Source organism: Anabaena lutea FACHB-196 (assembly GCF_014698305.1).
Lineage (GTDB): Bacteria > Cyanobacteriota > Cyanobacteriia > Cyanobacteriales > Nostocaceae > Anabaena > Anabaena lutea.
The window spans coordinates 322,133-335,611 of the sequence record NZ_JACJST010000001.1 but is presented as its reverse complement, the minus strand read 5'-3'; the positions used below and the strand labels follow the sequence as shown (position 1 = coordinate 335,611).

Here is a 13,479-nt window from a genome sequence, read left to right as displayed (position 1 = left end):
TACAGTTTAGGTGTTGCCAGAAAAATAATGAAGGTAGCCGAATTTAACAAATATTAGATATTTTTGCTTCTGGATGGGGAATACTAAAATTAGATTCCTTCTGACATTCCAGCAAATTTATACCGATATGGACTGGACAACACCACTCAAAGCCCAACAGACTGATTTTATTCAAAGACTGAAATCTAGTGACTTCCTGCATTGTGACAAACAAGGCCAGCATAGTGAACTAACTGTCATATCTGGAGAGAGGTTAAAGCAATTACGGGATTTTTGCTGGGAGATGGTGAGGAAGTATAAACCCAATGACCCGAAAAATTACTTTATTAACAACATGAAGGGAAAACTGGGTGAGGAAGTTGTCAAAACCCGGTTAGGTAATTTTGTCACAGAAGTTGACTATGAAAAGCGCGTTGGTGGTGATGGAAAAGTTGATTTTACCTTGGCTTCAGACCCAGAAGTGGGTATTCAGGTAAAAGCTCGTAATGGTAAATTTGATGAAATTAAATGGACAATTAGCCAAGAAGAAATTGAAAAAAATGCGGTTCTAGTTTGTATTTTAATTCAAGAAGAAGTGAGCGAGGCGCAGAATGAATACAATTTGATTTTGGCAGGATTTTTACCAACTAAGATGATTACATCTATTGATGGTAAAGCCTTGGTAGGGATAGATGAGTTGCTTTACTCTGGAGGTTTACGCTGCTATTTAAAGAGTTTGGCATCTTCTGAAGCTGATGAATATATGCGCTTAGGTAATGAGTGTCGTGACAGAGAAGATTATCGAGGTGCTGTTAATTATTATTCTCAAGTATTGCAACTGCAACCAAATAATGTAGATGCTTACAACCAACGGGGACGTGCCATGTATTATTTAGGAGATACGCAGGGTGGAATTGAAGATTTTAACCAAGCTATTAGGATTAATCCTAATTATGCTCATTCTTATTACAGACGAGGTGTTGTTCGTTCTGAATTAGGAGATAAACAGAGTGCAATTGAAGATTACACTCAGGCTATTAAAATTGATCCTAACTTTGCTTATGCTTACTACGTCCGAGGAATTGCCCATTCTAAATTAGGAGATAGACAGAGTGCAATTGAAGATTACACTCAGACTATCAAAATTGATCCTAACTTTGCTTATGCTTACTACAAAAGAGGAGTTGCCCGTAATGAATTAGGAGATAAACAGCGTGCAATTGAAGATTACACTCAGGCTATCAAAATTGATCCTAACTCTACTGATGCTTACTACAACCGAGGAATTGCACGTTATCAATTAGGAGATAAACAGAATGCAATTGAAGATTACACTCAGGCTATCAATATTAATCCTAACTTTGCTTATGCTTACTACGCCCGAGGAATTGCACGTTATCAATTAGGAGATAAACAGCGTGCAATTGAAGATTACACTCAGGCTATCAATATTAATCCTAACTTTGCTTTAGCATACAACAACCGAGGAATTGCCCGTTCTAATTTAGGAAATAAACAGAGTGCAATTCATGATTTCCAAAAAGCAGCAGATATATATAAAAGAGAAGGTAAGGAAAAAAACTATCAAGATGCTATGGAGCGAATCAGAAAGTTGCGCCAATAATTAATTGATGTCAACAGTTTAGTAATAAAAAATGTAGGTTAGTTTAGGCAGTCGTAACCCAACAAAAAATAATCAATGTTGGTTTTCATGTCTTCAACCCAACCTACATTACAGCAGTTTTCACATCATTACACCAAACTCTTAATTACTCTCCGCGCCTCTGCGTCTCTGCGTGAGAAAAATAACCCATCATCACCCACCCAAAATCTCTCTAAAACTCTCTTCCCTTCGCTTCCTTCGTGTCTATCTCTTCGGGACGTTCCGCGTCCGCGAACGTGGTTCGTTTAAAACCCTACAAAACCTCCAACATCTGCAACACACTCACCAACGTATTCGCACACAAAATCCCCGACGCAGCGACAGCAGGAACACCGATTCCTGGTAAAGTACTATCTCCCACCCGATATAAACCCTTGATCGGCGTATGTGTCCCAGGAAACATCCCCTTACCCGCAGCAATAGCTGGGCCATAGGTTCCCTGATAGCGTCGCAAATAATGAGCATGAGTTAAAGGTGTACCAATAAGTTCCAACACCACACGCTCACGAATATCCGGTATAATTCGCTCTAGAGCGCGGTATAAAGATTGCGCTTTTTCCCGTTTCTGGTTTTCATAATCATCATTGCGTTCCCAACCCTCATAAGGTTCCAAGGTATAAGCATGAACCACATGATTTCCTGCTGGTGCTAAAGAAGCATCCCAAACACTAGGAATGGAAATCATGCAAGTATTCCCAGCCACAGTAATATCTTGATGAGAATCATGAACCACCACATGATGTCCTGTTAAATTCTCCAACCCTTCCGCCTTGATGCCTAAGTGTAAATGCATAAAGCTTTCAACTGCTGGTGTATCTAAAGCCGCTTGACGATAACTTGCGGGTAAATCTTCAGGATGTAACAGGTGATTGTAAGTATCCCAAAGAGTAGCGTTAGAAATTACTATTGGTGCTTTCAAAATCTCACCAGATTTCAATTTCACACCAACCGCTTTTCCTCCTTCCACCAAAATTTGCTCAACATGACAACCCAAACGCAACTCACCACCCCAACGTTGCAAACCTCGCACCAAAGCATCAACAATCGCTTTACTACCTCCTAAAGGATATTCAACACCAGCACGGCAACGTTCACCTAACATAAAAGCTACCTCTGGGGCAATTGTTCCTTCTGCCTTTAAACCAGATAAAAGAAAGCATTCTAGGTCAATTAGTCGCTTTACCCAAGGGTCTTTGATAGTAGCATTCATGACACTACCAACAGAAGTTTGTACAATTGGCAAATTGAACAACATTTTCCCCAAATCTGGTAAATAACGTTGTAACAATAGTGGTATAACTTGCCAGTCAGCCCTCAGTGCTAGGGTGGGAATACCTTTCATTGCGTCGTAAAGCCCTAACAGACGTTGTTCAAACTGCTGAAATTCTTTAGCACCTTGAGGCGTGATTTTTGCCAACTCCTGACGGTAAAGCTCCCCATTGCTATAAACTGCAAAAGTGCCTTCAGGAAAGTGATAATGTCCTAAAGGATCATAAGGTATAACTTGGAGAGATTCACCAAGCACATCCAGAAGTTGTTTAAGGGGATTTAAGCTGTGGGATTCGCTAAGACCACAATAAAAAGAGGGGCCAGAATCAAACTCAAAACCTCGTCTTTTAAAGCTGTGGGCTGCACCACCGGGGATTGTGTGACTTTCACAGACAATTACCCGTTTTCCATAACGAGCAAGTAACCCAGCCGCACATAAGCCACCGATACCGCTACCAATCACTAAAATATCAATATCTTGCATATTTGTCAGTTGTCAGTTGTCAAAAAATATTATTAATTACCAATCACCCATTACCAATCACCTATCACCTATCACCCATGACAAATGACAAATTATCAATAACTAAACCATTAATTGAACTGAAAGGCATTTCTAAATCCTTTGGTAAAAATCAGGTTTTAGATCATGTCGATTTGACAATTGAGCGAGGGGAAGCACTAGCAATTATTGGACCGTCGGGAACGGGTAAATCGACGATTTTAAGAATAATTGCCGGGTTATTACAGCCCGATGAAGGAGAAATTTATATCCAAGGAGTACAGAGAGATGGGTTGATTGAAGACGGTGCAGATGCTGTAGGAATTGGGATGGTATTTCAACAAGCGGCCTTATTTGACTCGTTGACAGTAGAAGAAAACGTGGGATTTTCATTGTACCAAAATTCCAAATTAGAGCGATCGCACATTCGCCAACTAGTAAATGAAAAATTAGAGATGGTGGGTTTACCAGGAATCGGTCATCTTTACCCAGCAGAACTTTCCGGAGGGATGCGAAAACGGGTCAGTTTTGCCCGTGCAATTATGTCTAATCCCCATAATCCCGCAGATAGTCCAGAAGTTTTATTGTACGATGAACCCACAGCCGGACTTGATCCCATCGCCTCAACGGTCATTGAGGATTTAATCCGCAGTTTGCAATGTACACAAGGTGTCTGTAGTACTTATGCCATTGTTACCCACCAAGAAAGTACCATTCGGCGCACAGCGGACAAATTAGTATTTCTTTATCAAGGTAAAGTGCAATGGCAAGGTAAAGTGAGTGAAATAGATCACACTGACCATCCTTTGATCAGACAATTTATGAGTGGGAGTATACATGGACCAATTCAGATAGCCGGTTAATACAATCTGGGATTTTAGATTTTAGATTTGGTATTGTGAAATATTATTCTTAGCTTTTCAGAGTTCCATTTGTCGCCAATCAGGACTAGTTTTTCAGGGGAGGGAAAAATGCAGAATCTAATTAACAGCTTCACATCTAGACGAACATTAAGAGAAGGCTCAGTGGGATTGTTACTTCTACTGGGTTTAGGCGCATTTGGGATAATTTTGCTGTGGTTGAATAGAATCACCCCTGGACGCAGTTCTTATAAAGCTGTAGTCGAATTTGTTAACGCTGGGGGAATGCAAAAAGGCGCACCAGTTCGTTATCGTGGTGTAAAAGTGGGTAGTATTTCCAATATTAAAACGGGAGTAAATGCCGTTGCAGTGGAAATTGAAATTACTGATCCTAACTTACTAATTCCATACAACTCATCGATTGAGGCAAATCAAAGCGGATTAATTAGCGAAAGTATTATTGATATCACACCAAAAGCCAACTTACCTACTGAAACAGTTATTTCTAAACCTCTAGACAAAGATTGTAATGCCAGCCTGATTATTTGCAATGGCGCTACTAACTTAAAAGGTCAAATTGGTATCAGCGTCGATGAACTGATTCGCCAATCATCTGATTTTGCGGCTCAATACGGTGACGAGAAATTTTTTAACAACGTTAATCGACTTTTAGTCACCTCTGCTGATGCTGCTACTAGTGTTGCTAATCTGAGTCGAGAACTCCAAACTGTCAGCAAAAGCTTTAAAGGACAAATAGGTACATTTTCTAGCACTGCTGCTACAGTACAACAGGCAACAAATCAACTGACGGCGACTAGCACAAAAACCGCAAATCAATTAGGTGTAACAGCCAGCGACTTTAGTGTAACTGCCAAACAAGCCAGTCGTTTGCTGAATAACTTAGATGACTTATTGACAACAAATCGTTCTTCCCTAGTTGGTGCTTTAAATAATATTACCCAAACCAGTAATCAATTACGTCAGACAGTTACCAGTCTATCCCCGGCGGTTAATCGTCTCACAGAAGGGGAATTATTGAAAAATTTAGAACTTTTGTCTGCTAACGCCGCCGAAGCTTCAGCTAATTTAAAAGATGCTTCCAAAAATTTAAATGATCCTAAAAATATTGTTCTTTTGCAACAAACCCTAGACTCAGCCAGGGTGACATTTGAAAATACACAAAAAATTACATCTGATTTAGATGAATTAACGGGAGATCCCAAATTCCGGCAAAATCTTCTACAACTTGTGAATGGTCTCAGCAAATTGGTTTCTTCTACACAAGATATGCAGCAACAAGCAAAGGTAGCTGTCACATTAGACTCTATTAAAACATCTTTGAATCAACCAGAAACCCTAACTCCTACACCAACTCTGAAAGCATTTTTAGATAAACCCAAATTTGTAACTCCCACACCCACCCCGAAACCATTTGTAGAGCCACCCCAAGTTGTCACTCCCACCCCCACCCCGAAAGCATTTGTAGAGCCACCCCAAGTCGTAACTCCCACACCCACCCCGAAAGCATTTGTAGAGCCACCCCAAGTCGTAACTCCCACCCCCACCCCCCAGGAAAGGGAGCAGGGAGCAGGAGAGCAGGGTGCAGAGGACGCGGAGATGGGGAGACGCGGGGACGCGGAGATGGGGAGATAGGGAGATAGGGAGATAGGGAGATAGGGAGATAGGGAGATAGGGAGATAGGGAGATAGGGAGATAGGGAGATAGGGAGATAGGGAGATAGGGAGATAGGGAGATAGGGAGATAGGGAGATAGGGAGATAAGGAGATAGGGAGATAGGGAGATAGGGAGATAGGGAGATAGGGAGATAAGGAGATAGGGAGATAGGGAGATAGGGAGATAGGGAGATAGGGAGACGCGGAGAAAATTAAGAGTTTCCAATGACCAATGACCAATGACCAATGACTAATTCCAATCTTGCTCTTCTTTTTTGCCGCGACTTTTATAAATTCCGCCCACTTCGTGTAGCTGGCGAGTTTTTTCCAACAGTTCAGTTTCCGTTAAACCCCAGCGTTGCAAAACTTTATCTAGGTCTTTTTGGATGTCCCGTGCGCCTGGAAAGCCTTGATAGCGAATTTTCAGCCTAGCCAATTCGGCCAAATTGTAGTCCGTTGCCTCTTGAGAGAGTAAAATATCAATAAAGGGTCGATCGCGGTTGTAAAGGGGATGTTGCTGATCTTTGCTTGGTGAGGTTTCTGTCATCTTCAGTGAGAGAGTAGTAAGTGCTTAGTCCTAAATGCCATCCTGAGTTCTCAGTTTAGTTGAAAGTAGAACAGTTCCAGAAAAATCATTTAATACGGAAAACAATAAGTCTACTTTACAACATTTAATCAACTCAGCACTTACCACTAGGTACTCAGCACTCGGTACTCGGTACTGCTAAAGACGGCAACCACACCCTAGCTCATACGGCTCTCACCACTGCCATTCAATCTTAAATAAAGATACATTATCTTTAAGAAAATACAAGAAACTTTACATGAGGGTGAATTTATATCACCCACAGTACAAGCAGCAAGGGAGCAAGAACCCGCTATGTTTGAACACTTCACTTCCGAAGCCATTAGGGTAATTATGTTAGCTCAGGAGGAAGCACGCCGTCTGGGACACAACTTTGTAGGAACGGAACAAATTCTCCTGGGTTTGATGGGAGAAGGAACTGGGGTTGCTGCTAAAGTGCTGGCCGAGTTGGGTGTTAACCTCAAAGATGCACGTCGGGAAGTAGAAAAAATTATTGGCCGAGGTTCTGGTTTTGTCCCACCAGAAATTCCGTTTACACCCAAAGTAAAAAGCCTTTTCGAGCAATCATTTAGAGAAGCTCATAGCCTGGGACACAACTACATAAACACTGAACATTTATTGTTAGGTTTAACTGAGGCTGGGGAAGGAGTCGCCGCCAAAGTACTACAAAATCTGGGAGTTGATTTGCACGCTATCCGCTCGGCTGTCATTAGCCGTTTAGGTGAAGATGTGACTGTTTTTGCGGGCGGAGGGAAGAGTTCCAAGCGTACCCAAAACTTAACCATAGAAGAGTTTGGCAGAAATCTGACTAAACTGGCTCAGGAAGGCAAGCTTGACCCTGTAGTTGGTCGTCAACAAGAAATTGAACGCACGGTGCAAATTCTTGGTCGCCGCACCAAAAATAACCCAGTCTTGATTGGGGAACCAGGAGTTGGTAAAACTGCGATCGCAGAAGGTCTAGCTCAACGTATCATTAACCAAGATGTACCTGAAGTTTTGCTCAACAAGCAAGTCATCAGTCTGGATATGGGTTCTGTAGTTGCGGGAACTCGCTTCCGTGGGGATTTTGAGGAACGGCTCAAAAAAATCATGGAAGAAGTTCGCACAGAAGGCAATATCATCCTCGTGATAGACGAAATTCACACCTTAGTCGGTGCGGGTGGTACAGAAGGTGGTTTAGATGCAGCAAACATCCTCAAACCAGCTTTAGCAAGAGGTGAACTCCAATGTATCGGCGCTACCACTTTGGATGAATACCGTCAACACATCGAACGTGATGCAGCCTTAGAGCGTCGTTTTCAACCAATTATGGTCGGAGAACCATCGGTTGCAGAAACTATTCAAATTCTCTATGGTTTGCGCGGAGCTTATGAACAGCACCATAAAGTCCATATTTCTGATGCTGCGGTAGTAGCTGCGGCTGAGTTGTCAGATCGTTATATTAGCGATCGCTTTCTCCCAGATAAAGCCATAGACTTAATTGACGAAGCTGGTTCCCGCGTGCGCTTGCGTAACTCACGCACCTCCACCGACAAGGAACTCAAACGTGAATTAGTTGGTGTTACCAAAGCCAAAGAAGAAGCAGTTAGACTTCAGAACTTTGACAAAGCTGGTAAGCTGCGTGACCAAGAAGTAGAAATACAAGCTAGACTCTACACCGAAGAAACGCAACAAAACGCTAAAGCCCCCATTGTTGACGAAGAAGACATCGCCCAAATCGTAGCTTCTTGGACAGGCGTACCAGTTAACAAACTCACAGAATCAGAATCAGAGTTACTGTTACACCTAGAAGACACCCTCCATAAACGCCTAATTGGTCAAGAACAAGCCGTCACCGCTGTTTCTCGTGCTATTCGTCGCGCCCGTGTTGGCTTAAAGAGTCCTAACCGCCCCATAGCCAGCTTTATCTTTTCTGGTCCTACCGGTGTTGGTAAAACTGAATTAGCGAAATCATTAGCCGCTTACTTCTTCGGTTCCGAAGACGCGATGATTCGCTTGGATATGTCCGAATACATGGAAAGCCACAACGTTTCTAAGTTGATTGGTTCACCTCCTGGTTATGTTGGCTACGACGAAGGCGGACAACTAACGGAAGCTGTGCGGCGCAAACCATACACAGTGTTGCTATTCGACGAAATCGAAAAAGCACACCCTGATGTATTCAATATGCTGCTGCAAATCTTAGATGACGGACACCTCACCGACGCAAAAGGTCGGAAAGTGGACTTCAAGAATACATTGATTATCTTAACTTCCAATATTGGTTCTAAGGTAATTGAAAAAGGCGGTATGAGTTTAGGCTTTGAATTTGATAATCAAGCCGACGCTAGTTATCACCGGATTCGCAACTTGGTAAACGAAGAACTGAAAGCTTACTTCCGTCCAGAATTCCTCAATCGTGTTGATGACATTATCGTCTTCACTCAACTTAACAAAGCTGAAGTCAAGCAAATTGCTGATATCATGCTCCTCGATGTTGCTAGTCGCTTGACGGACAGAGGAATTAAACTCGAAGTTACCGAAAGCTTCAAAGACCGGGTAGTAACCGAAGGATATGACCCCAGTTATGGTGCTAGACCGTTACGCCGAGCAATTATGCGCCTGTTAGAAGATTCTCTAGCTGAAGCACTTCTGGCTGGTCAAATCCTAGATGGAGACACAGCCATTGTTGATGTAGACGATGATGGTCAGGTAAGAGTCAGAAAAACAGAAACACGCGAATTACTGACTGTTAGTTAACGCTGGTTACATCTGAATACAATTTGCAAACTACTTGGTTCAGGGGTAAGGGGTAAACCTTTACCCTTTTCCTTGAGGTGGCAATAATTTAACCAAGTTCCAGTCCAATTTTTTGACCCGAGTACCGTGGGTTTAAATCCCCCTGTTCAATAACCGACAAGTTTTGGGTCGGGGTCTAAATTCCCGTCACAAAACTTAATTACGAATTACGAATTACGAATTACGAATTACGAATTATTTAACGGCCACCATGTAGCGAAAAATATACTCCGCTATCTCCAGATAGTTGCTCACACCTTCTAGTGAAGAAGCCCATACAGTAACTCCGTGGTCGCGAATGAGCAGAACAGGCACCTGCGGCATTTTGGTCTTAAAGCGAGTACAAATCTCATCGGCAATCCGAGATACTTCTAGATGATTGGCAAAAATCGGTATTGCCACCTGTGGGTTCTCTTCCCAGACTCCTAGACCTTTAAGCATTTCCAGTGGTGGCAAAGGCAGAGTATCACCCATTATCAAGCGAGAGACCAAGTTGTTCTCAATGGAGTGGACGTGGTAGCAGGCTTGGGCATCTGGAAACAGGCTGTAGATAGCTGCATGAATGCTCGTTTCAGCTGATGGGCGTTTTTGAGTATGAGACTGCTGAGGGGCGAGGTATGCCTCACTCCTACAGGTATCCAAAGTCATAAGCACAAAGTCATCAGTGATTAGCTGGTTTTTGGGGCGGCCACTGGCAGTAATCCAGAAGTTGCCATCCGGCATTCTCGCCGAAAGATTGCCAGCTGTTCCTATCATCCAGCCCATCTGATAGAACTGACGGGCAGCAGCGATAAGAGTAGGGCGCGGATCAGTATTCATAGGATTTAGGATTTTAGTAGAGATTGCGATCGCAAATCTACTGAAGCGGCGCGGAAGCGAATTTCCCTATCAGTGTACTCAGGTACCCAGCCCTCTCTACTTGTGAAGTAGCGCACAGCTTTAATCTGCCGTAATGCTGTCAGATAAAACCAGTGTTCTGTGCCGGCTGGCACGTTGATATAATCCTCTGGCTGCACCGTCAGTTCTACTTGGCTGCCGTCAGGACGCACAAACCCAAAGATGCCCTCACCGGCAATGATGTAACGCACTTCGGGATCGGCGTGAGTATGGACTCGATCAAATTTGGATAGCATAGTGTCAAGATTGGGGACGCTTGGATGCAGCGCAATCAGGTCGCGCTCCTGATAGCCAGCATTTGTAGCCAACTGCTGGAAGTAGATGTCAAGCGCTTTAAGTACCTGCTCTTTTTCGACATCACTTAGGATGTCCTGAGCCAGCAGATCCCTCAGTTCCGGATCATCCCCTATCTGCCAGCAATTGATCTGGACATTCAGAGGAGCAAGCTCACGTACAATGTCACTCAGTTGAGTGTATGTAGTACCGTCTTCAAGTCGCAAGATAGCCATAGGAAACCTCGGTTGTTATAATTTCTGCGTCGCTCATTCTGAAACTACTGATCCAGTAACAGGAACAGCAAAACTTGTAATCAACTGCGCTAGAACTTCAGGTTGATCTTCAGGTACGAAAGTACGTGATTTGGCAACAAGCTCTAGTCGAGCATGAGGGAAAGAATTTTTGAGGCGTTCAGCAAGGTTATAAGTAAAGAATGGATCGTCTTCACCCCAAACAATTAAAACTGGCTTGTTAAAATTGGGAAAGGAACGGGCTGCTTCAAGAGTGTAACGATTTGAAATACCACGCACAGCTTTGGTTAGATCGTGACGCACGCCAGAAAAACGAATTAGCGGTGTAAAGTATGCGGACTCTTCTTCTGGTTCCAAGCGTCTATGTGCAAGTAGCCCAAACAAGGCACGTCTAGCTAAACCCCAGCGCATTAACTGTGCAAGTGCAAAGATAAAGCCTGGTATGTGAACAGCATACAAGAGGGGAATAAAAAACTGCGGTGGAAAGATTTCAAGAGCATCACAGTTAGTCAATACAAGACCTGATATTTTTTCAGGGTACTGGCTAATGACTAACTGGCATATAGCACCGCCTGTATCGTTGCCAACTAAGGTGACATGATCTAAATCGAGGGCTGTAATAAAATCTGCTACTAAACGAGCAATACCAGGTGGAGTTAAGTCGGTGTCGGGGTTCATTGGTTGGATATGAGCGCCTAGCGGTAAGTCTGGTACAATGCAGCGAAACTCGCCTTCGAGTAGAGATACAACATCACGCCAGAGTCCTCCGTTAACCAAAGCCCCGTGTATAAAGATTAATATCGATCCCTGACCGCGATCGCTGTAGTGCAGTATTCCTTGAGGTAGCTCGACAGTTTTATATTCTTGGATGTGATTTTCTTGAGCGTCAAAACTCATGTTATCCTCCTGTAAGTGAAAAAATATCAAGCTTGCTTTTTCATCTTAGACTTAGAATCTATGGCTAATTCGTCAAGAAAATCTCAAGAGAACTAATAATAGCCGCGTAACAATCTCGTTGCAATACCTAATTCACTGCAAAGACTTCATGAATTACGCCGCCGTCACCGGTGCGCCCCTTGCCGATTGCGACGATATTATTCAGCCATGCGTACCGCTCATCACCTGTCTCGAATAAAGGATTGATCCTGAGATAGTATCGCTCCTCTGCACCCTGCGGATCGTCCGGCTTGAAATAATCCATAAAATACTCAAAGTTTTCTGGGCTTGTGACCATCCGTCCGCCATAAGTCATGAGAATGATCGCCCCATCATGCGTCTTGAGGCATTGACGAACGTCGATTGCGCCAGACCCATCAGCCCGCACTCTAGACCAATCGCCACCGGACATCGAGATAACCTCACCTTTGAGTTTCGGTCCCTCGAAATGTCCGGACTTGGCCATAAAGATCATGCGATGCCCATCGGGGCCTTGTCCGACATCCATCGGCGGTTGAATCTGTATTCTTATCTCGAACAAGAATTCGGTCTTAAGCTCGGACATCGGTATCTCCTTGGTGTGCATTGCTCCCGGTTGCTGGCTCAACCCAAATGTTTACCTGGGTATTAACCTGCTATTAGCAGCCTGATTATACAAGTGTTGGATACTGTTGGCGAATTATTTCTTAACATTGGAATATCCGATAAACCCGTTGTTGTGGGAGATGTTGGGTTTCCTTGCGTCAAACGCCACTCGTTTCAAGCCGGGAAACCCGTCCACAACGGTGGCTCCCCAACCTACGAAAAAATTAGGGTTTGAACTATTAAGTTATATTTCGCCAACAGCATCAATGTTGGTTATAAAATTCAAACTAGAAAGCAGTATTATTATGGAGGCAGCGAAGATGCTAGTCTCTCAAAAGAGTAGTGTTTTTGTTACTACAAGAGTGGGCGCGTAGCGTTTGCGCTGAGTTTTCTAAAAGTCTGCGGATAAGTTAGGCTGCTGCCAGTGGTAAATAAGGCTCTCTATATGTTACAGGAGCGACATTTAACTCCGCTCTCCACTCTGCAAGCGGCTTTTCCCAAGCCTCTTCCCACTTCTGCGCCAAAAAGGGTTTTGCCTGACGCGCTACATTGTATGCCTCGTGAACGATAAGCATATAAGTATCTAAATCTCTGTGCATCTTGATATTATTGAGAATATCTCCGGCGAGCAGTATCGCTCCCAGCGGATCTCGGTTTTGCGCGTACTGAAATACTGTAATTCCAACTCCCCCAAAAAGAGTGAGTCCATATCCTGAAACGGTATGCCAAATATCATGGGTTTGTCGCATACGCAAACTGTAATAACTCACGTCATCTAGAACCTCGACTTTGGGATAAAAACCTGCGGGATAGTTTACTGCTTTTATGTTAGAGGCATAAGCATAGCCTAAGGAATCTTCAGGCAGTTTGATTAATTCTTCTACATTGTAAGTCGGTCCAATATATCGTTCTTCAAAAATTTGAGCGATTTCAGGAATAGACTTGAGATAGGTAATCTGGGCAGCACGAACTTCCTGGTTGGCGAAGGCATCCTCAAGATCAAAAATTCCCTGAATATCTACTCCGTTACCAATAAAGGAAAAGAAAGCTTGCAGACCTTTCAGAAGTTCTGGAGACGTAAAAATTTGCAGAAGTTCTGGAGTAAGACTTTTCAGAAGTTCTGGAGTAACCGATAGATTCATATCGGTATCAATAATGGATGAAAGTGTTGACATAATGAAACCTCAGATAATTGAATTTACACAATAAATTTTATAGCAGGAT

Annotated in this window: 11 protein-coding genes; 4 read left to right on the top strand and 7 right to left on the bottom strand. The window is 43.2% G+C overall.

Features of this window, described 5'->3' with window-relative positions; genetic code table 11:
- Positions 1-127: 127 nt before the first annotated feature.
- Positions 128-1,603, top strand: a complete 1,476-nt coding sequence (locus H6G59_RS01405) for a tetratricopeptide repeat protein (RefSeq protein ID WP_190711384.1) — start codon at positions 128-130, stop codon at positions 1,601-1,603.
- 292 nt (positions 1,604-1,895) lie between these two features.
- On the opposite strand, the gene H6G59_RS01400 is transcribed toward H6G59_RS01405, so the two are convergent.
- Complete coding sequence (locus H6G59_RS01400; protein WP_190711383.1) at positions 1,896-3,395, bottom strand: phytoene desaturase family protein; 1,500 nt, start codon at positions 3,393-3,395, stop codon at positions 1,896-1,898.
- Between the two features lie 77 nt (positions 3,396-3,472).
- On the opposite strand from H6G59_RS01400, the gene H6G59_RS01395 reads away from it, so the two are divergent.
- Positions 3,473-4,276, top strand: coding sequence for an ABC transporter ATP-binding protein (locus H6G59_RS01395; protein ID WP_190711382.1), 804 nt, complete (start codon positions 3,473-3,475; stop codon positions 4,274-4,276).
- Between the two features lie 108 nt (positions 4,277-4,384).
- Positions 4,385-5,926 carry an MlaD family protein gene (locus H6G59_RS01390; RefSeq protein ID WP_190711381.1) on the top strand — a complete coding sequence of 514 codons (1,542 nt, stop codon included), beginning with the start codon at positions 4,385-4,387 and terminating at the stop codon, positions 5,924-5,926.
- Between the two features lie 270 nt (positions 5,927-6,196).
- Here the strand turns inward: H6G59_RS01390 and H6G59_RS01385 are convergent, their stop codons facing one another.
- On the bottom strand, positions 6,197-6,493 hold the full coding sequence (locus tag H6G59_RS01385) for a DUF3288 family protein (RefSeq protein ID WP_190711380.1): 297 nt from the start codon (positions 6,491-6,493) through the stop codon (positions 6,197-6,199).
- 333 nt (positions 6,494-6,826) lie between these two features.
- On the opposite strand from H6G59_RS01385, the gene H6G59_RS01380 reads away from it, so the two are divergent.
- Positions 6,827-9,271 carry an ATP-dependent Clp protease ATP-binding subunit gene (locus H6G59_RS01380; RefSeq protein ID WP_190711379.1) on the top strand — a complete coding sequence of 815 codons (2,445 nt, stop codon included), beginning with the start codon at positions 6,827-6,829 and terminating at the stop codon, positions 9,269-9,271.
- A gap of 234 nt (positions 9,272-9,505) precedes the next feature.
- Here the strand turns inward: H6G59_RS01380 and mtnB are convergent, their stop codons facing one another.
- The 5 genes from mtnB to H6G59_RS01355 all read right to left on the bottom strand — a co-directional run bounded on the left by mtnB (position 9,506) and on the right by H6G59_RS01355 (position 13,430).
- Positions 9,506-10,129: a methylthioribulose 1-phosphate dehydratase gene (gene mtnB, locus H6G59_RS01375; protein WP_190711378.1), complete on the bottom strand. Its 624-nt coding sequence runs from the start codon at positions 10,127-10,129 to the stop codon at positions 9,506-9,508.
- Between the two features lie 5 nt (positions 10,130-10,134).
- The gene (locus tag H6G59_RS01370) at positions 10,135-10,716 is read right to left on the bottom strand and encodes a 1,2-dihydroxy-3-keto-5-methylthiopentene dioxygenase (RefSeq protein ID WP_190711377.1); all 582 of its coding nucleotides are present in this window, start codon (positions 10,714-10,716) and stop codon (positions 10,135-10,137) included.
- Between the two features lie 33 nt (positions 10,717-10,749).
- Positions 10,750-11,631: an alpha/beta fold hydrolase gene (locus H6G59_RS01365; RefSeq protein ID WP_190711376.1), complete on the bottom strand. Its 882-nt coding sequence runs from the start codon at positions 11,629-11,631 to the stop codon at positions 10,750-10,752.
- A 127-nt stretch (positions 11,632-11,758) separates the two neighbouring features.
- Positions 11,759-12,235, bottom strand: a complete 477-nt coding sequence (locus H6G59_RS01360) for a DUF3237 domain-containing protein (protein WP_190711375.1) — start codon at positions 12,233-12,235, stop codon at positions 11,759-11,761.
- Between the two features lie 430 nt (positions 12,236-12,665).
- Positions 12,666-13,430, bottom strand: coding sequence for a Coq4 family protein (locus H6G59_RS01355; RefSeq protein WP_190711374.1), 765 nt, complete (start codon positions 13,428-13,430; stop codon positions 12,666-12,668).
- Between the last annotated feature and the right edge of the window lie 49 nt (positions 13,431-13,479).